We start from the raw sequence: 25,551 nt of genomic DNA, 5'->3' as shown, positions 1-25,551 counted from the left end.
CGGGCTGTCCGGCCTCCAGCCCCGCCGCTCGCGCCTAGACTCGCCTGCGTGAACGCCGCGTCTCGCCCCTCCGCACCGACCGCCTCCGCGCAGCCCGCCTCTGCACCGTCCGGCGCCTCCGCGCTCACGACGACGAAGCACGCCTTCCGCGCCGGGCTGGCCGCCGCCGTCGATCGCGCCGAGGACGCCGGAGCCGCCGCGGCGACCGTGGGTCTGGTGCCCACGATGGGCGCCCTCCACGACGGGCACGCCACCCTCGTGCGCCGCGCCCGCGCCGAGAACGACGTGGTCGCCGTCAGCATCTTCGTGAACCCCCTGCAGTTCGGGGACCCGGCGGACCTGGAGCACTACCCCCGCACGCTCGAGGCGGACCTGGAGCTGCTCGCCGAGGCTGGAGCGGACGTGGTCTTCGCTCCCAGCACGGCGGAGATGTACCCCGGCTTCCCGGACGCCCCCCTCGTCCGGGTGACGGCGGGCCGGATGGGGACCGTCCTCGAGGGCGCGTCCCGCCCGGGGCACTTCGACGGCGTGTGCACCGTGGTGGCCACGCTCTGGAACCTCGCCCGCCCGCCGCGTGGCGGCGTGCTGCGCAGCTACTTCGGCCAGAAGGACGCCCAGCAGGTCGCCGTGCTGCGGCGTCTCGCCCACGACCTCGACGTCCCCGTGGAGGTGCGGGCCGTCCCGATCGTCCGCTCCGCGGAGGGGCTGGCGCTCTCGAGCCGCAACGCCCGCCTCTCGGACGAGGAGCGCGTCTCCGCCCTCGTGCTCAGCCGGGCGCTGCGCTCCCTCGCGGAGGCTGCGGACGAGGAGACGGTGATCGACGTGGAGGCGGCGCGCCAGATAGTCCGGGACGAGCCCGGAGTCACCCTCGACCACCTCGTGGTGGTGGACCGGGGGACCCTCGAGGAGCTCGGTGCGGAGCTGCTGTGCCAGCCGCTGCGCCGGGACGCCCTCGCGCTCGTGGCCGCGCAGGTGGGCCCCGTGCGCCTGATCGACAACATGGTGCTGTCCGCCCCGGGCGCCTCGCCGGCCGCATGAACCGCGCCGAGCTGTCCGCCCTGTTCGAGGCCCACCCCACCGCGCTGGCCGAGGGCCTGCTCGGCTGCCGCCTCACCGTGGCCGCAGCGGACGGCGCGGTGACCGTGCGCCTCACGGAGACGGAGGCCTACGGGGATGCCGGCGTCGACCCGGGCGCCCACTCGTTCCGCGGGCGCACCGAGCGCAACGCGGCGCTGTTCGGGCCCGTGCGTCACACCTACGTGTACCTGAACTACGGCATCCACAAGTGCCTGAACTTGGTGGGCCACCCCGCGGACCAGGCAGGCGGCGTCCTGCTGCGTGCCGGGGAGGTCGTGGACGGGCGGGGGCTCGCCGTCGGACGCCGCGGCCGGGACACCGCCGTGAAGCTCCTCTCCGGCCCCGGCAACCTGGGCCAGGGGCTGGGCATCACGCTCGCGATGGGCCACGCGCCCGTGGAGCTTGTCGACGACGCCCCGCCCGCCGACTCGGTCTCCCTCTCCGAGGGACCGGCCGCAGACCAGACGATCGCGGCCCCGGGCGCGCCCGCCGACGCCGTGCGTCCGGCCCGCTTCCTCCTCGCGCCCCCGCCGCCGGGGCAGAGCCGCGCCGAGGTGCGGCGCGGTCCGCGCGTCGGGGTGTCCGGGGAGGGCGGGTCCGTGCGCTTCCCGTGGCGCTTCCACCTCGCGGGCGAGGCCAGCGTGTCGGCCTACCGGGCCGGCCGGAACGTGCCGCCCGCCGGGCCGTCCGCGGGGAACTGACGGGGGGCGGGGAACTGACGCGGGGCGGGCAGGCCTTGTCGCCCGCCCCGCGTCAGCGCCTACGGTGAGGGCATGAACAAGAACGAGACGCCCCAGGGCGAGAAGCAGATCACCGTCACCCGCACCATCGACGCCTCCGCCAAGGACATCTTCGACGTGCTGACGCTGCCGTCGAACCACTCGACGTTCGACGGCTCCGGCATGGTGCGCGCGGATGACAAGTCCCAGCGCATCCAGAAGGTGGGCGACGTGTTCACCATGAACATGCACGCCGAGCACATGGGCGGGGACTACCAGACCGACAACCACGTGGTGGCCTACGACCAGAACAAGCTCGTGGGCTGGAAGACCGCCCCCGCCGGCACGGAGCCCAAGGGCTGGGAGTGGGTGTACTCCCTGCAGGACAACGGCTCGGGGAGCACCGACGTGACCCTGACGTACGACTGGAGCGACGTCACGGATCCGGAGCTGCTCGCCAAGAACCTGTTCCCCCTAGTGAGCGAGGAGCAGATGGAGGAGTCGCTCGCGAAGCTGGCCGCCGAGGCCGGCTGAGACTCCCTTCCCCGACGCGCGGCCCGGGCCGGCGGCTAGAGTGCGGAGCAGATCCGCCAGCCGCCCGCCCGGGCCGCTGCTCGTTCTGGACCCAGGAGACGCCGCCGTGACCGCAGACCCCGCCACCGCCCCCTCGCCGCGCGAGGACCTCTACCGCCATGTGAACGGGGAGTGGCTGGCCACCCACCAGATCCCCGCCGACCAGGGCGCGTTCGGCGCGTTCCTGGAGCTGCGCGAGGCCGCCGAGCTCGCGGTGCGCCATCTGTGCGAGGACGCCGTGCGGGAGACGGGGGCGGATGGCCCCACCTCGTCCGGTTCCGAGGAGGACGCCCCCCGCAAGCGCCGGATCGCGGCGATCTACGCCTCGTTCATGGACGAGGAGACCGTGGAGGCGCGGGGCCTCGAGCCGATCGTGGGAGACCTGGCCGCCATCGAGACGGTCTCCACCGCGGAGGAGCTCCTCACCCTCTCCGGCCTGCTGCAGCGTCAGGGCGTCTCCGGGCTCGTGAACACCGGCGCCCTGAACGACGCGGGCGCGCCAGAGCGCATGCTCCTGCACCTGCTGCAGGGTGGGCTCGGCCTGCCGGACGAGTCCTACTACCGTGAGGAGGCCTACGCGGAGATCCTCGCCCAGTACACGGCGCACGTCGGCACCCTGTTCGCGCTCGCGGGCATCGGCGGCGACGAGGCCGAGGCGGTGGCCGTGGGCGAGCGCGTGGTGGCCCTCGAGGCGCGCATCGCCGCCCTGCACTGGGACGTGGTGCGCAGCCGGGACGCGGTGGCCCGCTACAACCTCATGACCCGCGAGCAGCTCCTGGAGCTCTTCCCGCTCGGCGCCGCGTGGCTCGAGGGCGTGGGCGCCCACGGTGCCCGCGCGGACGAGGTGGTGGTGTGGCAGCCGGACTTCCTCTCCGGCGTCCAGGGCCTCCTGGCGGGCGAGGACGCCGCGGACCTGGAGGACTGGAAGCACTGGCTGGAGCTGCAGGTGCTGCGATCCTTCGCGGCCGTCCTGCCGGACCCGTTCGTGCAGGAGAGCTTCGCCTTCTACGGCCGGCGGCTGGCGGGCAGCGAGGAGGTCCGCCCCCGCTGGAAGCGCGCCGTGGCCTTCGTCAACGGGGGTGTCGGCGACGACGTGGGCCGCCTCTACGTGGCGCGTCACTTCCCCGCCGGCCACCGCGAGGCCATGGACGAGCTCGTGGAGCTGCTGATGGAGGCGTACCGTCGCTCCATCTCCGGGCTGGAGTGGATGGGGGAGGAGACCCGCCAGCGGGCCCTCGAGAAGCTCGCGATGTTCCGGCCCATGGTGGGCTTCCCGGAGACGTGGGTGGACTACTCCGCCCTCGAGGTCGACGCGGGGGACCTGGTGGGCAACAGCCGCGCCCTGGCCGCCTTCGGCTGGGAGCACGACCTCGCCAAGATCGAGGAGGGGCCCGATCCCCGCGAGTGGCACATGACCCCGCAGACCGTGAACGCGTACTACTCGCCTCTCGAGAACGCGATCGTCTTCCCGGCCGCCATCCTGCAGCCCCCGTTCTTCGACCCCGAGCGCTCGATGGCCGCCAATCTCGGCGCGATCGGCGCCGTGATCGGGCACGAGATCGGCCACGGCTTCGACGATCAGGGATCGCAGTACGACGGCGCCGGGCGCCTGCACGACTGGTGGACGCCCGAGGACCGCGAGGCCTTCGCGGATCTCACGGCCCGGCTCGTGCAGCAGTACAGCGCCCTCAGCCCGGCTGAGGCGCCGGACCGCTCCGTGAACGGCGAGTTCACCCTCGGGGAGAACATCGGCGACCTCGGCGGGCTGGGCATCGCCCACCGGGCGCTGGAGATCTGGCGCGATGAACGGGACGGCGCCTCCCTGGACGCCGCGGCGGGCGACCGGGAGTTCTTCGCGGCGTGGGCCGCCGTGTGGCGCCAGCTCACCCGACCGGAGACCATGGTCACCCGCATCGCCTCGGACCCGCATTCGCCCAACGAGTTCCGCTGCAACCAGGTGGCCCGGAACATCGACGCGTTCCACGCGGCCTTCGGCACGCGGGAGGGCGATCCCATGTGGCTGGACCCGGAGGACCGCGTCCTCATCTGGTGAGGCCCGGCCCCGCGCGTCGGGGCCGCCCGCTCATGACGGCGCCCCCCGCCCCCCTGCTCGGGGGGCGGGGGGCGCCGCGCCGTTCAGCGGGTCTCGCGCTCGTCCACGAAGCGCAGGAGCAGGGAGGTGAGGGTGTGGATCTCCTCGAGGTCCCACCGCCGCAGGTCCTGCCGGATCCCGCCCCCGGCCGGCCCGCCGCGGACCTCGTCGAGGCGGGCGCGTCCCTCGTCCGTGGCGCTCAGCAGGGCCGATCGCCGGTCCTGCGGATCCGGTTCGCGCCGCACGAGCCCGTCCGCCTCCAGCTCTCGCGTCAGGCGAGAGACCTGTGCGCGGTCCAGGAGCATGTGCTCGGCCAGCGCCGACGGCGTCAGCGGACCCGTGTGGCAGATGGCCGCGAACGCCTTCATCGCCCCCGGCGACATGCCGGGGCTGAGGGCCTCGGCCTGTCGGGCCAGGATCCTGCGGTGCTGCCGGACGAGGTGGGTGAACGCCCCCTCCAGCTCCTGGACGGCGTCCTCGAAGCCCTCGGGCCCCTGGACGGCGGGCGCGTGGGGCTCAGCCACGGCGGACCCGCCCGGCCGCGGCCATGCCGAGGCCGGTCAGGACCGCCGCGGCGATCGCGCCGCCGGCCGTCTGCCACACCCGGCGCGCGGAGGCGGCGGGGCGCCGGGAGCTCCTCGCCGCGTGTCGACGTGCGGTCGGTGCCGCAGCGGTGACGCCCCGCTCCGGGGCCGCGGCGGACGGCGTCGTGGCGGGCGCCGCGGGCACCACGGGGATGCCGCCGGTGGCGGGGAGATCCTGCATGCCCGTGGCGGTGCTGACGGTGGCCAGGTCGGCGCGGGAGGCGTCGAGGCGCTCCGTCGTCGTCATGCGGCCCAGCGGGATGTCGGGGAGGAACAGGATCGCGGCCAGCGCCACCACCGCGAGCGGCACGCCCACGAGGAAGGCCTGGGAGATGCCGGTGGCGTAGATGTCCTCGACGATGACGCGCAGCGCGTCCGGCATCTCCGCAACGCGCGGCAGGCCGCCGGACTGCAGGCGCTGGGCCCACTCGGCGCCCGCCGGACCGAGGCCCTGCAGGGCCGCGCCGATGTCCGCGCGGCGCTCGTCGAGCTGCGTGGGCACGACGTTGGCCACCACGGCGCCCATGACGGCGACGCCGATGCTGCCGCCCAGGGAGCGGAAGAAGGTGACGCCGGAGCTGGCGACGCCCATCTGGCGGGGGTCGGTGGTGTTCTGCACGACGAGCACCAGGTTCTGCATCGTCATGCCGACGCCGGCGCCGAGCAGGAACATGTAGACCGACACCAGCCAGAACGGGGTGTCGTAGTGGAGCGTGCCCAGCAGCGCGGTGCCGGCGATGAGCAGGACCGCGCCGACGATGAGCCAGCGCTTCCACACGCCGGTGCGGGTGATGAGGCCGCCGATGACGGTCGAGGAGACCAGCAGGCCCGCGATCATGGGGATTGTCATGAGGCCGGCCTGCGTGGGGGTGGCGCCGCGGGCCAGCTGCATGTACTGCGCCAGGTAGACCGAGGCCCCGAACATGGCGAGGCCCGTGGCGATCGAGGCGACCGTCGCGAGGGTGAAGGTGCGGTCGCGGAAGAGCGTGAGCGGGATGAGCGGCTCGGACACCTTCAGCTCTGTCGCCACGAACAGGGCCGTGGCGACGGCGGCGCCGGCCAGCATCCACGCGGTGGTGGCGCTCGCCCATTCGAACTGGTGGCCCGCGTTGGTGACCCAGATCAGCAGCAGCGCGGTGGCGACGGAGAGGAACACGATGCCCAGGTAGTCGATCGAGACCGTGCGCCGCTCGCGGGGCGGCAGGTGCAGGGTGCGCTGGACCATGACGAGCGCGAGGACGGCGAAGGGCACGGCCACGAAGAAGTTCCAGCGCCAGCCCCACGCATCGGTGATGAGGCCGCCGGCGAGCGGGCCGCCGACGGTGGCCACGGCCATCACCGCGCCGAACAGGCCCATGTACTTGCCGCGCTCACGCGGGCTGATGATGTCCGCCATGATGACCTGGCTGAGGGCGGCCAGGCCGCCGCCGCCCAGGCCCTGGACCACGCGGCAGGCGATCAGGAACGCGGGGTCGGTGGTGAAGCCCGCCGCCGCGGAGGCGGCGACGAAGATGACGAGGGCGAGCTGGAAGAGGACCTTGCGGTTCACGAGGTCGGCGAGCTTGCCCCAGATGGGGGTGGCGATCGCGGTGGCCAGCAGGGCCGAGGTGATCACCCACGTGTAGGCGTTCTGGTCGCCGCCGATGTCGCTGATGATCACCGGCATCGACGTGGAGACCACCGTGTTGGCGATCATGGAGACGAACATGCCGAGGAGCAGGCCGGTGAGGGCCCGCAGGACGACGCGGTGCCGGGCGGCGTCGGCCGCGGCCTGGCCCAGGGAGGGGCCACCCGTGGTCGGCGCGGCCTCGGGGGACGAGACGGAGGTGGAGGTCATGGGATCCTTCGATGGTTGACCGATGACAATGATTGACTTGTGTCAACTATAGAGACCGGGTGCCGGGCGCGGGCCTCCTCGCGCGGTTAGCCTGGTCACGTCCCCCGAGTCGAGAGTGAGCACCCCATGAGCCCCCGCTTCCTGATGATGACCGCCCTGCCCGAGCCCGGACTGGGCATGCTCCGCGACGTCGGCGAGGTGGTGGACGGCGCCGACGTCGGCGGGGACGAGGCCCTCGCCCGGCTGTGCGCCTCCGGGGACTACGACGTGGTCGTGGCCGCGCTCGACCAGAAGTTCACGGCGGAGGTGCTCGCCGACGCGAAGGTCAAGGGCATCGCCAACTACGCCGTCGGGCACAACAACATCGACGTCGCCGCCGCCACCGAGGCGGGGATCGCCGTCGGGAACACCCCGGATGTGCTCACCGAGGCGACGGCGGACATCGCCCTGCTCCTGCTCCTGGGCGTGGCCCGCCGCGCCGTGGAGGGTGAGGCCATGATGCGCGGCGGCCGGTTCGAGGGCTGGCGTGCCGACCTGCTCGTGGGCAAGGACGTGGCCGGAGCGACCCTCGGCCTGGCCGGCTTCGGCCGGATCGGCCGCGCCGTCGCGCGCCGCGGCCTGGCCCTCGGCATGGACGTGGTCTTCGCGCCGCGCCCCCCGGCCCATCGCGAGGTCGCCTTCGCCGAGCTCGGGGAGTTCGCCGGGAAGGTGGAGCAGGTCCGCTGGGAGGAGCTCGTGGAGCGCTCCGACTACCTCTCCCTGCACGTCCCCCTGACCGAGGACACCCGGCACCTCGTGGACGCGGACGTGCTGCGGCGGATGAAGGACGACGCGGTGCTGATCAACACCGCCCGCGGCCCCGTGGTGGACGAGGCGGCGCTCGTGGCGGCCCTGCGCGAGGGCCGGCTCTTCGGCGCCGGGTTCGACGTGTACGAGGAGGAGCCGGCCATGGCCGAGGGCCTCGCGGACCTGAGCAACGTCATGCTCCTGCCCCACCTGGGGTCCGCCACGCGGGGCACGCGCGCCGCGATGGCGGAGCTGACCGCGCGCAACGCCATCGGCATGGCCACGGGCGGTGAGATCCCGGCGCTCGTGAACCCGGAGGCGCGCCGCTGAGCGACAGTAGACTGGACGACTGTGACCTCCCAGAACTCCATGCCCTCGCAGCCCGCCGCCGTCGACCACCACGACCAGCAGGCCGTCCGCGCCGCCAAGCGCGAGCAGCTGCTGGCCGCGGGCCGCGAGGCCTACCCGGTCCAGGTTCCCCGCACGCACTCCCTCGCCGCCGTCCGGGCCGAGTTCGACGGCAAGCACGAGGCCGGGTGGGAGGAGGGACCCGAGGTCTCCGTCACCGGCCGCGTGGTGTTCCTGCGCAACACGGGCAAGCTGTGCTTCGCCACGCTGCAGGAGACCGGGGAGACCGGCGCGGCCGTGCGCCTGCAGGTCATGGTGTCCCTGGCCGAGGTGGGCGAGGAGTCCCTGGCCGAGTGGAAGAAGGCCGTGGACCTCGGCGACTTCCTCTCCGTCACCGGGCGCGTGATCGTCTCGCGCCGCGGCGAGCTGTCCATCCAGGCCACCGCATGGGAGATGGCCTCGAAGGCGCTGCGTCCGCTGCCCGTGCTGCACGCCGACCTCAACGAGGAGACCCGCGTGCGCCAGCGCTACGCGGACCTGATCGTGCGCGACGAGGCCCGCGAGATGGTCTACCGGCGCGCCAAGGTCACGGCCGCCGTGCGCCGCACGCTCGAGGGCCACGGCTACGTGGAGGTGGAGACCCCCATGCTCCAGCTCGTCCACGGCGGTGCCCAGGCCCGCCCGTTCGAGACGCACCTCAACGCGTTCGACCAGCCGATGACGCTGCGCATCGCCACCGAGCTCTACCTCAAGCGCGCCGTGGTCGGCGGGATCGAGCGCGTCTACGAGATCGGCCGGGTGTTCCGCAACGAGGGCGTGGACTCCACGCACTCCCCTGAGTTCACCACCCTCGAGTCCTATGAGGCGTGGGCGGACATGCACGTGATGGCCGAGCGCATGCAGGAGATCATCCTCAACGCCGCGGACGCCGTGGGCGCCGGTCGGCGCCTCGAGACCGCCAAGGGCGTCATCGACCTCGACGGCGAGTGGGCGTGGGTCTCCGTGTACCCGGGCCTGTCCGAGGCCGTGGGCCGGGAGGTCACCCCGGAGACCGACGCCGAGACCCTGCGCGCGATCGCCGCGGAGCACGCGGTCAAGGTGGACCCGAAGTGGGACGCCCAGAAGCTGGTGATCGAGCTCTTCGGCGAGATCGTGGAGCCCACCCTGATGAACCCCACGTTCGTGTACGACTATCCGCCGGCAGCCCAGCCGCTGGCCCGGCCCCACCGGGACGACGACCGTGTGATCGAGGCGTGGGACCTGATCATCGGCGGCATGGAGCGCGGCACCGCGTTCTCCGAGCTGATCGACCCCGTGGTCCAGCGGGAGCGCCTCACCGCGCAGTCCCTCAAGGCCGCCGCCGGCGACGACGAGGCCATGCAGCTGGACGAGGACTTCCTCCGGGCCCTCGAATACGGCGCTCCGCCGATGGGCGGAATCGGTCTGGGAATCGACCGCCTGGTGATGCTCTTCACGGACGCGGGAATCCGGGAGACCATCCTCTTCCCGCTGCTGAAGCCGGAGGCCTGACCCGTGGAGGTCTTCTGGGAGTATTTCTCGGTCCTCGCCCCGTCGGTGGGGCTCGCGCTCATCTTCTGGCTCGTCATGCGCTCGCTCCTGCGGGCCGACTCCGCGGAGCGCGAGACCATGACCCGGCGCGTGACCGGACGTGACGCCCGTGCGGCGCGCGAGGAGCAGGAGGCCGCCGAGTGGGCCGCCCGCCGGCGCTCCGACCCGCCGCGCTGAGCGCGGCGCCGGCCGTGGCTCCCACCACCGCGCATCGGCATTTACTGCCCGAGAATCCCACTCCCTGGGCGTCCGCCATGAATCCGGACAATGGGCGAGGCCGACCCGTCGGCTTGGGCTATTGTTATTGCCATCTCGCGTGCCCGGAGGCGTGTCCCCATCGTCGGCGGAACATTCCGGCGGATGGCTGAATCCGGTGTCGGATGCACGAGAGCAAGCGATCAGGAAGTGGGAATCGGCAATGGCACAGAAGGTAGAAGTAGTTCTCGTGGATGATCTCGATGGTTCGGCCGCAGTGGAGACCGTGAACTTCGCCCTGGACGGGCGCAACTACGAGGTGGACCTCTCGGAGGAGCACGCTCGCGAGCTGCGCGACTTCCTGAAGCCCTATATGAAGAAGGGCCGGGCGGTGGCCCCGCCGTCGCCCAAGGTCGAGGCCGCGGAGATCCGCAAGTGGGCTGCGGACAACGGCTACGAGGTCTCCAGCCGCGGTCGCCTCCACCGCGACGTCGTGGAGGCCTACCGCAACTCGAAGCGCAAGTGATCCGCATCCCGCGGTGAACCGCGACCCGGCCCCGCGCACGCGGCGCCGGACCCGACGACGACGGGCGGCCGTCTCGCTTCTCCCAGGGGCGAACAGCCGCCCGTCGGCGTTCCCGCGGTGCGTAGTGTCGTGCTCGACCAGACGAGGAGTGTGCCCCATGTTCGAGAGATTCACCGACCGCGCCCGGCGCGTCGTGGTGCTCGCCCAGGAAGAGGCGCGCATGCTGAACCACAGCTACATCGGCACCGAGCACATCCTGCTCGGGCTCATCCACGAGGGTGAGGGCGTCGCCGCCAAGGCGCTGGAGTCCATGGACATCTCCCTGGGCGCCGTCCGCGAGAAGGTCCAGGAGGACATCGGCCAGGGGCAGCAGAACCCGCCCGGCCACATCCCCTTCACCCCGCGCGCCAAGAAGGTGCTCGAGCTGTCGCTGCGCGAGGCCCTGCAGCTGGGCCACAACTACATCGGCACGGAGCACATCCTGCTCGGCCTGATCCGCGAGGGCGAGGGCGTCGCCGCCCAGGTCCTCGTGAAGCTCGGCGCAGACCTCAACCGCGTGCGCCAGACCGTCATCCAGCTCCTCTCCGGCTACCAGGGCGGCGCCCAGGGCGGCAAGGAGACCGCGGGCGCCGGCGTGGGCGCGGGCAGCGACGCCGGCCAGAACGCCGGCTCCGTCGTGCTGGACCAGTTCGGCCGCAACCTCACCGCCGCCGCGCACGACGGCAAGCTGGACCCGGTGATCGGCCGCGCCGGCGAGATGGAGCGGGTCATGCAGGTGCTCTCCCGCCGCACCAAGAACAACCCGGTGCTGATCGGCGAGCCCGGCGTCGGCAAGACCGCCGTCGTCGAGGGCCTGGCCCAGGCGATCGAGCGCGGCGACGTCCCGGAGACCCTCAAGGACAAGCAGCTCTACTCGCTGGACCTCGGCTCCCTCGTGGCGGGTTCCCGCTACCGCGGCGACTTCGAGGAGCGCCTCAAGAAGGTGCTCAAGGAGATCCGCACCCGCGGCGACATCATCCTGTTCATCGACGAGATCCACACCCTCGTCGGCGCGGGCGCCGCGGAGGGCGCGATCGACGCCGCCAGCATCCTCAAGCCGATGCTGGCCCGCGGCGAGCTGCAGACCGTCGGCGCCACCACGCTGGACGAGTACCGCAAGCACATCGAGAAGGACGCCGCGCTCGAGCGCCGCTTCCAGCCCATCCAGGTCCCCGAGCCGTCCGTCGCGGACGCCACCGAGATCCTGCGCGGACTGCGGGACCGCTACGAGGCGCACCACAAGGTCTCGATCACCGACGGCGCGCTCTCGGCCGCCGCCACCCTCGCGGACCGCTACGTCTCGGACCGCCATCTGCCGGACAAGGCGATCGACCTGATCGACGAGGCCGGCGCGCGCCTGCGCATCCGCCGCATGACCGTGCCGCCGGAGATCAAGGCCTACGAGTCCCGGATCGCGGAGGTGCGCACCCAGAAGGAGGCCGCCATCGACGGCCAGGACTTCGAGGGCGCGGCCCGCCTGCGGGACCAGGAGCAGCAGCTCGAGGACGAGCGGAGGCAGAAGGAGGAGGCGTGGCGCACCGGCGCCGACGCCGACGTCGCCACGGTGGACGAGGACCTCATCGCCGAGGTGCTCTCCAAGTCCACCGGCATCCCCGTGTTCAAGCTGACCGAGGAGGAGACCGACCGCCTCAAGAACATGGAGGCCGAGCTCCACCAGCGCGTCATCGGCCAGGACGAGGCCATCAAGTCCCTGTCCCGCGCGATCCGCCGCACCCGCGCCGGCCTGAAGGACCCGAACCGCCCCTCGGGGTCGTTCATCTTCGCCGGTCCCACGGGCGTGGGCAAGACGGAGCTGGCCAAGTCCCTCGCCGAGTTCCTCTTCGGGGACGAGGACGCGCTCATCACCCTGGACATGTCCGAGTTCCAGGAGAAGCACACCGTCTCGCGCCTCTTCGGCGCCCCTCCCGGCTACGTGGGCTACGAGGAGGGCGGCCAGCTGACCGAGAAGGTGCGGCGCCGTCCGTTCTCCGTGGTGCTGTTCGACGAGGTGGAGAAGGCCCACGCCGACCTCTTCAACTCGCTGCTGCAGATCCTCGAGGACGGCCGCCTGACCGACTCGCAGGGCCGCGTGGTGGACTTCAAGAACACCGTGATCATCATGACCACCAACCTGGGCACCCGGGACATCTCCAAGGGCGTCATGACGGGCTTCCAGTCCAGCGCGGACACCTCCACCGGCTACGAGCGGATGAAGGGCAAGGTCCGCGAGGAGCTGCGCCAGCACTTCCGCCCCGAGTTCCTCAACCGGGTGGACGACGTCATCGTCTTCCCGCAGCTGAAGAAGGAGGAGATCGTCCAGATCGTGGACCTCTTCGTGGCCCGGCTGCAGAAGCGCCTGGATGAGAAGGGCCTCACCGTGGAGCTCTCCCAGGCGGCGAAGGACCTGCTCGCCGAGCGAGGCTACGACCCGGCCATGGGTGCCCGCCCGCTGCGCCGCACCATCCAGCAGATGGTGGAGGACCAGCTCTCGGAGAAGATCCTCTTCGGCGAGATCCCGGCCGGCTCCACGATCCACGTGGGGGTGACCGGCGAGGGGGAGTCCGCCGAGCTGACCTTCGAGTTCACCGGCGGCCGCGCCGCGCTCGACGGCGAGGAGCTGGCCGCGCTCGAGGCCGGCCTCGGCTCCACCGGCACGGACTGACCCGGTCCTCCGGCGCCGTCCGCGGGCGCCACGACGACGGCCGCCCTCGCACGCGCGGGGGGCGGCCGTCGTCGTGCGGGGGCTCGGACGGGGCCGCCGGCGCCGCCTCGGACCGCGGCGGTCCTTCCTGTGGGCTTCCGGAGAGTCGGTCGGGGCCTCTTGACCCGTTCTGTGCCACCCCGTTGACTGGCTGATCACAGGGCGCGTCGCATGAGGCGGCCGGCCGGCAGGATGACCAGGAGGAGCAGACACATGGCTGACATCCAGAACTCGATGGACAAGGTGGCGGGCAAGGCCAAGGAGGGCCTCGGCAAGGTCTCCGGTGACGACGAGATGCGCGCCGAGGGCACCACGCAGTCCACCGCCGCCGACGCCAAGGGTGCCGTGCAGGATGCGGGCGACAAGCTCAAGGGTGCCGCCCAGGGCATCAAGGACGGCCTGACCGACGGTCGCTGACGCGATCCGGCGGTCAGCCTGTCCGCGCCGCACTCCGACACCGATTCGACGATCGACGCCGTGCAGGAGCAGGTGCTGAGCCAGAGCGCCGCCACCGTGCAGACCGACGGCGACCTCTGACTCGGCCACGACAGATCACTGACGGGCACTCGCCCGTCGGGCTCATCCCCGAAGGAGAACACCATGGACATGAACAAGATCGGCGACCTCGCCAACCAGCACTCCGACAAGGTCAACAGCGCCGTGGACGGCGCCCAGGAGCAGCACGCCGACAAGCTCGGCGAGCACGCGGGCCTGGTGAACAAGGGCGTCGACGGCGCCCAGGAGAAGTTCCTGAACGACTCCGAGGAGCAGTCCGGCGGCACCCCCGCCTGAGCTCCTCCGCTCCGCGTCGGCCTCCACCCGGGACTCCCGGGCGGGGGCCGACGTGCGTCCTAGACTGGACCCCATGCCCGCCGACCCCCAGCTGACCCTGCGCCCCGCGCGCACGCAGGACGTGCCCGCCATCCAGGCCCTGGTGCAGCCCCTCGCCGAGGAGCGCGTCCTCCTGCAGAAGGAGGCGGTGGCGTACTACGAGGCCATCCAGGAGTTCCTGGTGGTCGAGGACGAGGCGGGAGCCCTCGCCGGGTTCGGGGCCCTGCACGTGATGTGGCAGGACCTGGCCGAGGTGCGCACCCTCGCGGTCGCGGACGGCTTCCGCGGCGCGGGCGTGGGCCACCGCCTGCTCGGCGCCCTCCTCGAGCGGGCGCGGGGGATCGGCGTGTCCCGGGTCTTCTGCCTCACCTTCGAGGTGGAGTTCTTCCGCCGGCACGGCTTCGAGGTCATGGCTGACCAGAGCGCGGTGGACCCCGAGGTGTACGCCGAGCTGCTGCGCTCCACGGACGAGGGCGTGGCCGAGTTCCTCGACCTGGCCCGCGTGAAGCCGAACACGCTCGGCAACACGCGCATGATCCGCGCGCTCTGAGGGGTCTCGGCCCGGGCGGGCGCCCTAGGGGAACCGGAGGGCGCCGTCGTCGTCCGCCACGGCGAGCCCGTCCCGCACGAGCCCGGCGACGCACCGCTCCCACTGCTCGTCCGTGGGCGCGTGTGCGCCCAGGCGTCCGACGGCGGCGGCCCGCTCGCGCACCGCGTCCCGGGGGAGCCGCCCGTCGGCGCGCAGGGCGGCCATCACGGCGCCCCGCACCTGGCGGTCCGTGCCCGCCCACGCCTGCCCCTTCGGCGCGATCTGCGGCGCGGGCGAGCCGGCGGCCACCCACGCGCACCGCTCCAGCAGCGGGCAGCGCTCACATGCGGGCGAGCGGGCCGTGCACACGAGGGCGCCCAGCTCCATGACGGCGGCGTTCCACCGGTTCGCGTCGTCGGGATCGGCGGGCATGAGGGCGCCTGCCAGGCGCATCTCGGCGCGGGTCAGGGCCTTCGGCGGCAGGGCGGTGCCGCCCACCGCGCGGGCGAACACCCGCCGCACGTTGGTGTCCACCACGGTCTCCGGGATGCCGAACGCGAAGCTGGAGACCGCCGCGGCCGTGTACTCGCCCACACCGGGCAGGGCCCGGAGCGCGACGGGGTCCGCGGGCACGCCGCCGCCGTGGCGCTCGACGACGGCGCGCGCCGCCTCCTGCAGCCGCAGCGCCCGCCGCGGGTAGCCGAGCCGGTCCCACGCGGTGAGCACGTCCGCGGTGGGGGCGGCGGCGAGGTCTGCCGGCGTGGGCCAGCGCTCCATCCACGCCCGCCACCGCGGGAGCACGCGCACCACGGGTGTCTGCTGGAGCATGATCTCGGAGACGAGCACGCCCCACGGCGGGCAGTCCGGGTCCCGCCACGGCAGGTCCCGGGCATGCTGCGCGAACCAGTCCAGCACGGCCGCATGGAGCCCTGCCGGGTCGGCGACCGGCGCGGTCTGCGGGGTGTGGCTGGGCATGGCGTCCACTCTAGGACGGCGCCGCGGCCTACCCTGGAACGCATGCCCTCCCACCCCTCCGACGCCCCGCGACCGAAGCCGTCCGCCGCCGTGTACCGCCGCCGGCGCCTCCTGGTGGGGGCGGCCCTGCTGCTCACCCTCCTGATGGCGGCGGTGGCCGTGGGCGCGCTGATCGGACGCGGCTACGGGGAGGGAGGCGGCGAGCCCGCCGCGTCGGACGCCGCATCCTCGTCGCAGAGCCCGGCGCCGTCGTCGTCCGCGCCGGCCGAGTCCAGCTCCGCCGCCGCCTCGCCCACGGAGGCGAGCTCGGCACCGCCGTCCGACGCTGCGAGCGCGTCCCCCACGCCCGATCCGGCCCTCGCGAGCGCCACCGCCTGCGAGCCCTCGGACCTGCGGCTCGCGGCGGCGGTGGACGAGGGGCGCTACCACCCCGGCGACGAGGCGCAGCTGCGCCTGGGCATCACCAACCTCTCCTCCACGCCCTGCAAGCTGGACGTGGGCACGGCCCAGCAGGAGTTCACGGTGCGCGACGCCGCAGGAGCGGACGTCTTCAGCACGCGCGTGTGCCAGCAGGAGCCGACGCATCAGGACATGCTGCTCGACCCCCACGAGGAGCAGTCGGCGGTGTACCGCTGGGACGTGCGGCGCTCGCCGTCGGCCTGCGGGACGCCCGGCGCGGACCCCGCCCCGGGGGAGCACTTCCTCACGGTGGCGCTGGGCGACCTGACGTCCCGACCGGTCTCGTTCCAGGTGCGGCCAAGCACCTCCGCCTCGGCCTCGCCCTCCCCGTCGGACTCGAGCACTCCGCTCCCGGCGCCGTCCGCGGCACCCTCCGGCACGGTCTCCTCCCCGTCCGGCCGGGCTCCGGCGAGCTCGCCCACGACGTCGGCGCGCCCGACGCCGACCCCGCGTCCTCCTTCGCCGCCGGCCTCGGGGCGCCCGGCCGCGTCCTCGGCGGGAGCCACGTCCTCGGCGACCGCCACGCCGTCGCGCTGAGTCCCGAGCCGCGCGGTCCGGCTCAGTCCTGCCGCGCGGGGGCCCCGCCCGTCCACGAGGGGATGGTGCCGAGGGCCTCGCTGAGGGAGCTGACCTCGGCCACCGTGAACCCGGCGGGGATCTCCCCGAGCGGCTCGGGTGAGCGGGGCACGAGCGCGCGGGTGAAGCCGAGGCGGGCGGCCTCGCGCACGCGCCGGCCCACGCCGGGCACGGGACGGACCTCGCCGGCGAGGCCGAGCTCGCCGACGGCGATCATCCCCTGGGGCACGGGTGCTCCCAGCTTGGCCGAGGCCACGGCCACGGCCACCGCGAGGTCCGAGGCCGGCTCGGAGAGGCGCACGCCGCCCACGGTCGCCACGTAGCAGTCGTCCTGGGCGAGGGCGAAGCGGGCCCGGCGCTGCAGCACGGCCAGGAGCATGTTCACGCGTGCGGCGTCCACGCCGGACACGGTGCGCCGGGGGCTCCCGCCGGCCGAGGGGGTGAGGAGGGACTGCACCTCGGCCACGAGCGGGCGCCTCCCCTCGAGGGTGACCGTGACGCACGTGCCCTCCACAGGGTCAGAGACGCCCGAGAGGAAGAGGCCCGAGGGGTCGTCGAGGGACTCGATCCCGTCCTCGCGCAGGTCGAAGCAGCCCACCTCGTCCGTGGGGCCGAAGCGGTTCTTCACGGCGCGCACCAGCCGCAGCCGCGAGTGGCGGTCCCCCTCGAACTGGCACACCACGTCCACGAGGTGCTCCAGGAGGCGGGGCCCGGCGATCGTGCCGTCCTTGGTCACATGCCCCACGAGGATGGTGGTGATGCCCTCCTCCTTGGCCGTGCGGATGAGGCTCCCGGCCACCTCCCGCACCTGGGTGACGCCGCCGGCCACGCCGTCCACCTCCGCGGACTGCAGGGTCTGCACCGAGTCCACGATCACGAGGGAGGGCCTGATCCGCTCGATCTGCCCGAGCGCGCGGCCGAGGTCGGTCTCCGCGGCGAGGTGCAGGGTCTCGGCGAGGGCCCCGATCCGGTCTCCCCGCATGCGCACCTGCGCCGCGGACTCCTCGCCCGTCAGGTACAGCACGGTGCGGGGCTCGGCCGCACCGCCCCCCTCGCCGCCCGCGTCCGCACCCCGGGCCGTCTGCGCCGCCACGTCCAGCAGGAGTGTGGACTTGCCGATCCCCGGCTCGCCGGCCAGGAGGATCACCGCACCCGGCACGAGCCCGCCGCCGAGCACGCGGTCCAGTTCGCGCACCCCGGTGGAGCGGAACGACGCCGCGGAGGCGTCCACCTCTGCGATCCGCGGGGCGGGGGAGGCGACCGTGGACGCGCGGGTGCGGCCCGTCGTCGAGGCGCCCCCGGCCTCCTCGACCGTGCCCCACGCCTGGCACTCCCCGCAGCGGCCCACCCACGTCACGCTGGTCCAGCCGCACTCGGTGCAGCGGTATCCGGGGGCGCGCTTGGCGGGGGTCTTCGTGGCCATGCCGATCACTCTAGGACGGCCCCCGGACGCGCTTGGCCCCGCCGGCGCTCAGACCCGGGGCAGGTACCCCACGGCCGCCTGGTGCGACGCCCCCGTGGCCTCGATGAGGTCCACCATCATCGGGCGCAGCAGCATCACGAGGGCCTCGCCGTGGATCGAGCCCCCGCCGAGCTGCGCCGGGTCGAGGCGGGCGGCCGCGGCACCGAGCGCGTCCCGGGCGCCCGAGAGAGAGCGATGGCGGCCCTCTTCCTGCGGCTCCACGAGGGAGCGGTGCAGCACGTCGACGGCGTCCGCCGCCTCGTCGAACCACGCCGCCAGCCGCTCGCGGTGCTCGTCGTCGAACGAGCCCGAGTCCAGCGCGGTCACCACGCGCCGCGCGACGATCCGCAGGGAGCGCACCGCGAGGTCGGAGCGGTCCGCGGCGTTGGAGACGTCCTCCACGAACGAGCGGGAGGCGCGCTGCAGGGGATTGAAGGTGGCCTGCTCCTCGGCCACCTTCAGCTCCTTGCGGACCTCCTCCAGGGTGGAGTGCGTGCCGCGGCATGCCACGAGCGCCATCCACGCCGCCCGGGAGTCCTCCTCCCGCAGGCTCCTCGAGAGGTCGCGCAGCACCGTGGCCACGGCGTCGAAGAGCCCCTGGAGCTGATGCACGGTGCCGCGGCGCGCGTCCTGCGGGGAGAGGAACGTGACCACGAGCGCCAGCGCGCCGCCCACGAGTGCGTCCCCGCTGCGGGCGAAGGGGCCGCCCTCGCCGATGGGCAGGAGCACCACCAGGACGGACTGCAGGGACATCTGCATGGTGAAGGTGGAGCCCGAGTCGAGGAAGCGGGCCACCATCACGGAGACGAACACCACGACGGCGGCCTGCCACAGGCCGCGGCCCAGCCCGAGCATGAGGAGGTCCCCGATGAGGATGCCCAGCGTGCAGCCGACCGCCACCTCGGCCACCTTCCGCACCTTCGGCTCGCGGTTGAAGCCGAGCGCGATGAGCAGGGCGGTGGAGGCGAAGAGGGGCTGGTCATGGCCGAGCACGGTCTCGGCGAACGCGTACGCGCCCACGGCGCACAGCGCGATGAGAGCGGCGTGCGAGGCCGAGGAGCGCACGCGGGCCCAGCCCGACCGGGCGCGGCGGCGCACGAACACCCCGACCCGTCCCCGCCGGGTCGCCGGAGGCACGGCGGGCAGGGTCCCCGTCGCGGTGGCGAAGCGCTCCGTCATGCCGCACACCCTATGCCGCGCGACCCGCAGGGGGGCCGCGCGGGTCGCGGAGTGACCGACGACACGCCCCTGGGCGCGCTCGGACGCACGCGTTCACCCCGTGTTCACCTCCGGCGGGCTGTGGATTCACTTCGGGCCCCTAACGTCAGCGACGGTGCAGGTCCCGGAACTCCGGCTCCTGCCGGCATCGTCATCCAGAATGAAAGAGGCACTTCCATGAAGGCTCTCCGCATCGGCCGCTCCGCCGCCGTCCTCTCCGTGGCCGCCCTGGCCCTGACCGCCTGTGGCAACGGCGGCGACAGCGCCGCGTCCTCCGCCACCTCCGCCGCCGGCTCGGCCACCTCCGCCGCCGCGACCACCTCGGCTGCCGCCTCCACCTCTGCGTCGGCCTCCGCCTCGACGTCGGCCTCCGGCTCCGCCTCCGAGTCCTCCTCGGCCGCTGCCGCCCCGGCCGCCATCGACGTCCCCACCGCCTCCGGCACCCTGATCGGCTCCGGCGCCTCCTCGCAGGAGGCCGCCATGACCTCCTGGACTGATGGCGTCAAGACCGTCTCCCCGGACCTTCAGGTCCAGTACTCCCCGGACGGCTCCGGCGCGGGTCGCGAGGCCTTCCTGGCCGGCTCCTCCACCTTCGCCGGCTCCGACGCCGCCCTCAAGGACGACGAGAAGGAGCAGGCCAAGGAGGTCTGCGGCGACAAGGGCGCCTTCCACGTCCCGGCCTACGTCTCCCCGGTCGCCGTGGCCTACAACGTCGAGGGCATCGACGAGCTGAACCTGGACGCCGACACGGTCGCCAAGATCTTCTCCAAGGAGATCACCACCTGGAACGACCCCGCCATCGCCGCCCTCAACGAGGGTGCCGAGCTGCCCGACACCGCGATCACCGTGGTGCACCGTTCGGACGAGTCCGGCACCACCGAGAACTTCACCGACTACCTCGCCGAGGCCGCTCCCGAGTCCTGGACCTGGGAGGCCGACAAGAAGTGGCCCTCCGAGATCACCGCCGAGTCCGCTCAGGGCACCAAGGGCGTCGTCTCCCAGGCCGCTCAGACCGACGGCGCGATCACCTACACCGATGCCTCCGGCGTCGGCTCGCTGAAGACCGCCAAGATCGGCGCGGACGGCGCGTTCTCCGAGCTCTCCCCGGAGGCCGCCGCCAAGATCGTGGCCGAGTCCGAGCAGAACGAGGACGGCTCCGTCAAGCTGGACCGGACCAAGACCGGCGAGAACACCTACCCGATCGTGCTGGTCTCCTACCACATCTACTGCAACCAGTACCCCGATCAGGACACCGTCGACCAGGTGAAGTCCTTCGCCTCGTACGTGATCTCCGAGGACGGCCAGAAGGCCGCCCAGGACGCCGCCGGCTCCGCCCCGATCGACGCCGAGATGGCGACCTCCGCCAAGGAGCGCATCGACGCCATCACTGTGGCGGGTTGATCACCGTCCACTGACGCGTGAGCAGTCATACGCACACCGGCCGCTGGCTCCCACGGGGGTCGGCGGCCGGTGTGTGAGCCCATGACGGCATCCCGGCCGGGCGGTGAACCCGGCCACCATCACCCCAGTCCTGAGGGAAGGCATCGTGTCAACATCCGCAACCGAGGCTGCGCCCAGCACCTCCGTCAAGAAATCCGCCCGGGGCGGCGCCGCCGGGGACAAGGTCTTCTCCGGCCTCTCCCTGGCCGCAGGCATCCTGATCCTGCTCATCCTGGCCTTCGTGGCGATCTTCCTGGTGACGGAGTCCCTCCCGGCGCTCTTCCCTGAGGCCTACGGCAAAGAGCTCAAGTCGGCCGACTCCTTCTTCGGGTACGTCGGGCCGCTCATGGCCGGCACCCTCATGGCGGCGATCGTCGCGCTGATCCTGGCCACGCCGGTCGCCGTGGGCGTCGCCCTCTTCATCTCCCACTACGCCCCGCCGAGGATCGCCCAGCCGGTGGCCTACGTCATCGACCTCCTGGCCGCCATCCCCTCCGTGATCTATGGCATCTGGGGCTGGCTCACGCTCGCCCCGCTCATGTGGCCGATCTACGCGTGGCTGAACCAGTACCTGGGCTGGCTGCCCTTCTTCGGCGGTCCGGTGACCGGCACGGGCCGCGTCATCATGACCTCGGGCGTGGTCCTGGCCGTCATGGTGCTCCCCATCATCACGGCCCTGTGCCGCGAGATCTTCACCCAGACGCCGAAGCTCCACGAGGAGGCGGCGCTCGGGCTCGGCGCCACGCGCTGGGAGATGATCAAGATGACCGTCTTCCCGTTCGCCCGCGCCGGCATCATCTCCTCCATCATGCTCGGCCTCGGCCGCGCGCTGGGTGAGACCATGGCCGTGACCATGGTGCTCTCGCCCGGCAAGTTCAGCTCGTCCCTGATCGAGGAGGGTCGCAACAAGACGATCCCCTCGGAGATCGCCCTGAACTTCCCGGAGGCCTACGGCATCCGACTGAACGAACTGATCGCCGCCGGCCTCATGCTGTTCATCATCACGCTAGTGGTCAACATGGTCGCCCGGTGGATCGTGAACAAGCACAAGGAATTCTCGGGAGCCAACTGATGAGCACCGCACTCAACGACTCGCCGACGCGGGAGAACATCCCGTCGTCGAAGCACACGCAGAACTCCCTCACCGCCGGGCAGATGCCCCGCTGGGTGTGGGCAGTGGTGGCCGCAGCCGCCCTTCTCGTGGCCCTGGGCCTCGAGCTCCTCATCAAGGGCGAGGAGTTCCGGGTCGCCCGCCTCGCCGTGATGACCCTCATCTCGTACGTGGTGGGCATGTACATCGTGACGCGTCTGCTGGAGAACCGCCGCAAGGCCACGGACGGCCTGTGGCGCAACCTCGTGTGGGCGGCGTTCCTCATCGCCCTCGTTCCGCTGATCTCCGTCATCTGGTCGGTGATCTCGGACGGCGCTCCGACGCTGTTCGGCAACCCGCAGGTGCTGTGGAACGACATGGACGGCGTCACGGGCACCACGGACGCCGCCTACCTCAACGACGGCCAGCCCCTCGGCGGCCTGCCCGGCGGCTTCGCCCACGCCCTCGTCGGAACGCTGATGATCACGCTCATCGCGACCCTGATCGCGGTGCCGATCGGCCTCCTGACGTCCATCTACCTCGTGGAGTACGGGCGGGACGGCTGGCTCTCGCGGTCCATCATCTTCTTCGTGGACGTGATGACCGGCATCCCCTCGATCGTGGCCGGCCTCTTCGCCTTCGCGGCCATGTCCCTGCTCCTCGAGCTGGTGATGGGCGAGGGCCCCAAGGCGCTGCAGTCGGTGAAGATGGGCCTCACGGCCGCCGTCGCCCTCACTGTGCTGATGATCCCCGTGGTGGTCCGTTCCACCGAGGAGATGCTCCGCGTCGTCCCGAACGAGCTGCGCGAGGGCTCCTACGCCCTGGGCGTGCGCAAGTGGCGCACCATCTCCAAGGTGGTCATCCCCACCGCGATCTCGGGCATCCTCTCGGGCATCACCCTGGCCATCGCCCGCGTCACGGGTGAGACCGCGCCGATCCTCGTGACGGCCGGCTTCGCGACCACCATGAACTGGAACCCGATGGACAACTGGATGACGGCCCTGCCGGTGTACATCTACCGCCAGCTCGTCTCGCCGACGTCGCCGACCGCGTACGACGTGTCCACCGACCGTGCCTGGGCCGCGGCCCTGGTCCTGATCATCATCGTGATGGCGCTGAACCTCATCGCGCGCATGATCGCCAAGGCGTTCGCCCCCAAGACGGGCCGCTGAACCTCGGCCGCCCCGGACATCCGTGCCGGGGCGGCCGAACGGCCCACCCAGACCTCCGCTCCCCAGCGATCCTCGTAAAGGAAGACCAGCTCTCATGTCCAAGCGCATCCAGGCCAAAGACGTCGACGTCTACTACGGCAAGTTCAAGGCGGTGGAGGAGGTCAACATCGACATCGCCCCCCGCACGGTGACGGCGTTCATCGGTCCCTCCGGCTGCGGCAAGACCACGTTCCTGCGCGCCATCAACCGCATGCACGAGGTGCTCCCCGGCGCCTACGTCGAGGGCGAGCTGCTCCTCGACGGCGAGAACGTGTACGGCTCCGGCGTGGACCCCGTGTCCATCCGCTCGCAGATCGGAATGGTGTTCCAGCGCCCGAACCCGTTCCCCACGATGTCCATCCGCGACAACGTGCTGGCCGGCTACAAGCTCAACGGCACCAAGCTCAACCGCGCCGACTCGGACGCCATCGTGGAGAAGTCCCTGCGCGGCGCCAACCTCTGGAACGAGGTGAAGGACCGCCTGGACAAGCCGGGCTCGGGCCTCTCCGGCGGCCAGCAGCAGCGCCTGTGCATCGCCCGCTCCGTGGCCGTGTCCCCGGACGTGATCCTCATGGACGAGCCCTGCTCCGCGCTCGACCCGATCTCCACCCTCGCGGTGGAGGACCTCATCAACGAGATGAAGGAGCAGTACACGGTCATCATCGTCACGCACAACATGCAGCAGGCCGCTCGCGTGGCGGACAAGACCGCGTTCTTCAACATCCAGGGCATCGGCAAGCCCGGCAAGCTGATCGAGTACGACGACACGAACGTCATCTTCAACAGCCCCTCGAACCAGCAGACCGAGGACTACGTCTCCGGCCGCTTCGGCTGAGTCGCTCCCGCTGCGTCGAGACCCCGCCCGGGCCACCCGGGCGGGGTCTCGTCGTCTCCGTGTGCGGTCTCAGACCAGCAGGAGGAGTGCCAGGCCGAGAAGCAGAGCGGCGCCGAGGCATGCCAGCGGCGTGAGCAGCCACCACGCGACCACGCGCAGCACCTGGGGCCAGCGCACGGACGCGTAGGTCTGCGTCTGCCCGGCGCCGACGATGCCGGCGGTGAGGGTGTGGGTGGAGGACAGCGGCAGGTGGAGGACGAGGGAGCCCACGAAGAGCAGGCCCGCGGGCACGGCGGCCGCCACGGCCGCGCGCAGCGGGTCCAGGGCCACGAGGCGCTCCGTGAGGGTCCAGGCGATCCGCCATGCCCCGCCCAGCGTCCCCACGGCCATCGCGAGGGCGAAGACCGCGGCGCTCAGCCCGAACACCCAGGACGCCGCGGGGGCGCCCGGCGGCACGCCTGCGCCCATGAGGCAGATGGCCCAGAGCAGCCCCAGGCGCTGCCCGCCCTGCACGCCGTGGCCCACCGCCGTCGCGCCCCCGGAGACGGCGAGGGCGATCCGGGCGCGGTGCTGCACGTTCACCGTGGAGCCCGTGGTGCCGAGCCGCACGAGCGGCGGGGTGAGGACGCGGGCGAGCCCCCACGCCAGGAGGGGTGAGAGGAGCAGACCCACGGCGACCTCCCATCCCACCCGGTCCATGACCACCGGCTCGAGCTCGTGCCCCAGCTCGAGGTGGGCGGCGAGGTGGGCCCCGGCCAGCGCGGCGAGCAGGGCATGGGTGGTGGAGCCGGGAATGCGCCGCCACCACAGCAGCAGTCCCCACGCGACCGCCACGAGGACAGCCGTGGCCACGGTGATGTGCCCCACCACCCCGGACATCACGTGGGGGGTGAAGAAGGAGACGCTGAGGGTGATCAGGCCCATGCCCAGCACCACGCCGATCCCGTTCAGCAGGGCGGCCATGACGAGGGCCAGTCGCGGCGTCAGGGCGCGGAATCGCACGGGCAGGGCCACGGAGTTGGGTGCGTCGCGGAAGCCCATGACCACGCCGAGGAGGCAGAGGAGGGCGAAGACGAAGCCGAGACCCGCCGTCATCGGGCCGCTCCCGCCTCAGGACTCACGGACGAGCACCACGCCGAGGTCGGTGTTGACGCGGGCAAGGGCCTCCAGGGCGGACTGCAGCGCCCAGGCCACCTCGCGCTGGCGGTGGAAGTCGCGCTGCAGGAGGTCGCGGCCGAGGTCGGCGAGCCAGCTGACCATGATCCGGTCGGTGCGACGGGAGGCGCGCAGCAGCTGCATCCACGTGTCCTCGAGGGCATCCAGGTCGCGCAGCTCGCCCGTGGCGCGCCGCAGCAGGTCCGAGTGGCGCCCCACGGTCTCCAGGACGTCCAGGGCGTGGGGCGGCAGCTCGTCGAGGCCGGCGCGCTGGATGAGCAGGCCGGCGCCCACCACGCGCTGGATCGCCGTGTGCACGCCGCCGGCGAGCAGGTACAGGTCCTGGCGGGGGAGCGGGGTCACGTACGCGCTGCGCAGGGCGGTGAGGAAGGCCATGAGCGAGGCGGAGGAGGACGCGTCGAGCTCCATGAGGTCCCGCTCCATGCGGTCCAGCTCCTCGCCCTTCGCCCCCGGCACCTGGGCCACGGTCTGCACGGCCTTGCCGAGCGCGAGGGTGAGGTCCGCCATGTGGCGCAGGGCGGGGGTGTCCCGGGTCGTGAGCCAGGGCAGGCGGGGGGACATCGGGCACCGTGCTTTCTGCGCGCGGGAGCGGCGGTCCGGCGGTGTGGCGGGCGGCGCGGCCGCCGGGATCGGAGGTCGGGGGAGGTGTCACGACGACGCCGGACCGGGAACGCCTCTCGGCGGAAGGCCGCTCGTGGCGGCT

The 25,551-nt window shown here is 72.5% G+C and carries 24 protein-coding genes; 17 read left to right on the top strand and 7 right to left on the bottom strand.

Annotated elements, in window-relative coordinates; translation table 11 throughout:
- Positions 1-156: 156 nt before the first annotated feature.
- The 4 genes from panC to AB0302_RS08050 all read left to right on the top strand — a co-directional run bounded on the left by panC (position 157) and on the right by AB0302_RS08050 (position 4,422).
- The gene (gene panC, locus AB0302_RS08065) at positions 157-1,038 is read left to right on the top strand and encodes a pantoate--beta-alanine ligase (protein WP_366371247.1); all 882 of its coding nucleotides are present in this window, start codon (positions 157-159) and stop codon (positions 1,036-1,038) included.
- Entirely contained in the window at positions 1,035-1,778 is a 744-nt protein-coding gene (locus AB0302_RS08060) for a DNA-3-methyladenine glycosylase (protein WP_366371209.1), read from the top strand. Before panC ends, AB0302_RS08060 begins: the two co-directional genes overlap by 4 nt.
- A 72-nt stretch (positions 1,779-1,850) precedes the next feature.
- Positions 1,851-2,330, top strand: a complete 480-nt coding sequence (locus AB0302_RS08055; protein WP_366371207.1) for an SRPBCC family protein — start codon at positions 1,851-1,853, stop codon at positions 2,328-2,330.
- Between the two features lie 106 nt (positions 2,331-2,436).
- Positions 2,437-4,422, top strand: coding sequence for a M13-type metalloendopeptidase (locus AB0302_RS08050; protein ID WP_366371205.1), 1,986 nt, complete (start codon positions 2,437-2,439; stop codon positions 4,420-4,422).
- Between the two features lie 83 nt (positions 4,423-4,505).
- Here AB0302_RS08050 and AB0302_RS08045 read toward each other — a convergent pair whose 3' ends face one another.
- Positions 4,506-4,985, bottom strand: a complete 480-nt coding sequence (locus AB0302_RS08045; protein WP_366371203.1) for a MarR family transcriptional regulator — start codon at positions 4,983-4,985, stop codon at positions 4,506-4,508.
- Positions 4,978-6,882 carry an MDR family MFS transporter gene (locus tag AB0302_RS08040; protein ID WP_366371201.1) on the bottom strand — a complete coding sequence of 635 codons (1,905 nt, stop codon included), beginning with the start codon at positions 6,880-6,882 and terminating at the stop codon, positions 4,978-4,980. Before AB0302_RS08040 ends, AB0302_RS08045 begins: the two co-directional genes overlap by 8 nt.
- 126 nt (positions 6,883-7,008) lie before the next feature.
- On the opposite strand from AB0302_RS08040, the gene AB0302_RS08035 reads away from it, so the two are divergent.
- The 8 genes from AB0302_RS08035 to AB0302_RS08000 all read left to right on the top strand — a co-directional run bounded on the left by AB0302_RS08035 (position 7,009) and on the right by AB0302_RS08000 (position 14,427).
- The gene (locus AB0302_RS08035) at positions 7,009-7,998 is read left to right on the top strand and encodes a D-glycerate dehydrogenase (protein ID WP_248117816.1); all 990 of its coding nucleotides are present in this window, start codon (positions 7,009-7,011) and stop codon (positions 7,996-7,998) included.
- Between the two features lie 21 nt (positions 7,999-8,019).
- Positions 8,020-9,546, top strand: a complete 1,527-nt coding sequence (gene lysS / locus AB0302_RS08030; RefSeq protein WP_366371198.1) for a lysine--tRNA ligase — start codon at positions 8,020-8,022, stop codon at positions 9,544-9,546.
- 3 nt (positions 9,547-9,549) lie between these two features.
- Complete coding sequence (locus tag AB0302_RS08025) at positions 9,550-9,762, top strand: hypothetical protein (protein WP_366371196.1); 213 nt, start codon at positions 9,550-9,552, stop codon at positions 9,760-9,762.
- 241 nt (positions 9,763-10,003) lie between these two features.
- On the top strand, positions 10,004-10,306 hold the full coding sequence (locus tag AB0302_RS08020) for an Lsr2 family protein (protein WP_248117822.1): 303 nt from the start codon (positions 10,004-10,006) through the stop codon (positions 10,304-10,306).
- 157 nt (positions 10,307-10,463) lie between these two features.
- Complete coding sequence (locus AB0302_RS08015; RefSeq protein ID WP_366371194.1) at positions 10,464-13,007, top strand: ATP-dependent Clp protease ATP-binding subunit; 2,544 nt, start codon at positions 10,464-10,466, stop codon at positions 13,005-13,007.
- A 252-nt stretch (positions 13,008-13,259) separates the two neighbouring features.
- Positions 13,260-13,463 carry a CsbD family protein gene (locus AB0302_RS08010; protein WP_298710658.1) on the top strand — a complete coding sequence of 68 codons (204 nt, stop codon included), beginning with the start codon at positions 13,260-13,262 and terminating at the stop codon, positions 13,461-13,463.
- Between the two features lie 183 nt (positions 13,464-13,646).
- Positions 13,647-13,838 carry an antitoxin gene (locus tag AB0302_RS08005; protein WP_298710655.1) on the top strand — a complete coding sequence of 64 codons (192 nt, stop codon included), beginning with the start codon at positions 13,647-13,649 and terminating at the stop codon, positions 13,836-13,838.
- Between the two features lie 73 nt (positions 13,839-13,911).
- A complete protein-coding gene (locus AB0302_RS08000) occupies positions 13,912-14,427 on the top strand; it encodes an amino-acid N-acetyltransferase (protein ID WP_319075740.1) in 516 nt (171 codons plus the stop codon).
- A 24-nt stretch (positions 14,428-14,451) separates the two neighbouring features.
- Here AB0302_RS08000 and AB0302_RS07995 read toward each other — a convergent pair whose 3' ends face one another.
- The gene (locus AB0302_RS07995; protein WP_366371191.1) at positions 14,452-15,381 is read right to left on the bottom strand and encodes an A/G-specific adenine glycosylase; all 930 of its coding nucleotides are present in this window, start codon (positions 15,379-15,381) and stop codon (positions 14,452-14,454) included.
- Positions 15,382-15,423: 42 nt separating this feature from the next.
- Here AB0302_RS07995 and AB0302_RS07990 point away from each other — a divergent pair, with 42 nt between their 5' ends.
- The gene (locus AB0302_RS07990) at positions 15,424-16,377 is read left to right on the top strand and encodes a hypothetical protein (protein WP_366371189.1); all 954 of its coding nucleotides are present in this window, start codon (positions 15,424-15,426) and stop codon (positions 16,375-16,377) included.
- Positions 16,378-16,399: 22 nt separating this feature from the next.
- Here AB0302_RS07990 and radA read toward each other — a convergent pair whose 3' ends face one another.
- A complete protein-coding gene (gene radA / locus AB0302_RS07985; protein WP_366371187.1) occupies positions 16,400-17,839 on the bottom strand; it encodes a DNA repair protein RadA in 1,440 nt (479 codons plus the stop codon).
- A 48-nt stretch (positions 17,840-17,887) separates the two neighbouring features.
- Positions 17,888-19,057, bottom strand: a complete 1,170-nt coding sequence (locus AB0302_RS07980) for an FUSC family protein (protein ID WP_366371185.1) — start codon at positions 19,055-19,057, stop codon at positions 17,888-17,890.
- Between the two features lie 216 nt (positions 19,058-19,273).
- Here AB0302_RS07980 and pstS point away from each other — a divergent pair, with 216 nt between their 5' ends.
- From pstS to pstB, 4 genes are all read left to right on the top strand, one after another.
- On the top strand, positions 19,274-20,497 hold the full coding sequence (gene pstS / locus AB0302_RS07975) for a phosphate ABC transporter substrate-binding protein PstS (RefSeq protein WP_248117840.1): 1,224 nt from the start codon (positions 19,274-19,276) through the stop codon (positions 20,495-20,497).
- Positions 20,498-20,642: 145 nt separating this feature from the next.
- Positions 20,643-21,608 carry a phosphate ABC transporter permease subunit PstC gene (pstC, locus tag AB0302_RS07970; RefSeq protein WP_366371183.1) on the top strand — a complete coding sequence of 322 codons (966 nt, stop codon included), beginning with the start codon at positions 20,643-20,645 and terminating at the stop codon, positions 21,606-21,608.
- Complete coding sequence (gene pstA / locus AB0302_RS07965; protein ID WP_366371181.1) at positions 21,608-22,798, top strand: phosphate ABC transporter permease PstA; 1,191 nt, start codon at positions 21,608-21,610, stop codon at positions 22,796-22,798. The genes pstC and pstA overlap by 1 nt, the downstream gene beginning before the upstream one ends.
- A 94-nt stretch (positions 22,799-22,892) precedes the next feature.
- Entirely contained in the window at positions 22,893-23,672 is a 780-nt protein-coding gene (gene pstB, locus AB0302_RS07960) for a phosphate ABC transporter ATP-binding protein PstB (protein WP_319075749.1), read from the top strand.
- Positions 23,673-23,741: 69 nt separating this feature from the next.
- Here the strand turns inward: pstB and AB0302_RS07955 are convergent, their stop codons facing one another.
- The gene (locus AB0302_RS07955) at positions 23,742-24,767 is read right to left on the bottom strand and encodes an inorganic phosphate transporter (protein WP_319075751.1); all 1,026 of its coding nucleotides are present in this window, start codon (positions 24,765-24,767) and stop codon (positions 23,742-23,744) included.
- A 15-nt stretch (positions 24,768-24,782) separates the two neighbouring features.
- Positions 24,783-25,409: a hypothetical protein gene (locus AB0302_RS07950; RefSeq protein WP_248117850.1), complete on the bottom strand. Its 627-nt coding sequence runs from the start codon at positions 25,407-25,409 to the stop codon at positions 24,783-24,785.
- Positions 25,410-25,551 lie beyond the last annotated feature (142 nt).

The sequence above is a fragment of the Micrococcus sp. NPDC078436 genome (assembly GCF_040702705.1).
In the GTDB taxonomy this organism is placed as follows: Bacteria; Actinomycetota; Actinomycetes; order Actinomycetales; family Micrococcaceae; genus Micrococcus.
Note: the sequence above shows the minus strand (reverse complement) of the source record. Positions and strands in the feature narration are given on the sequence as shown.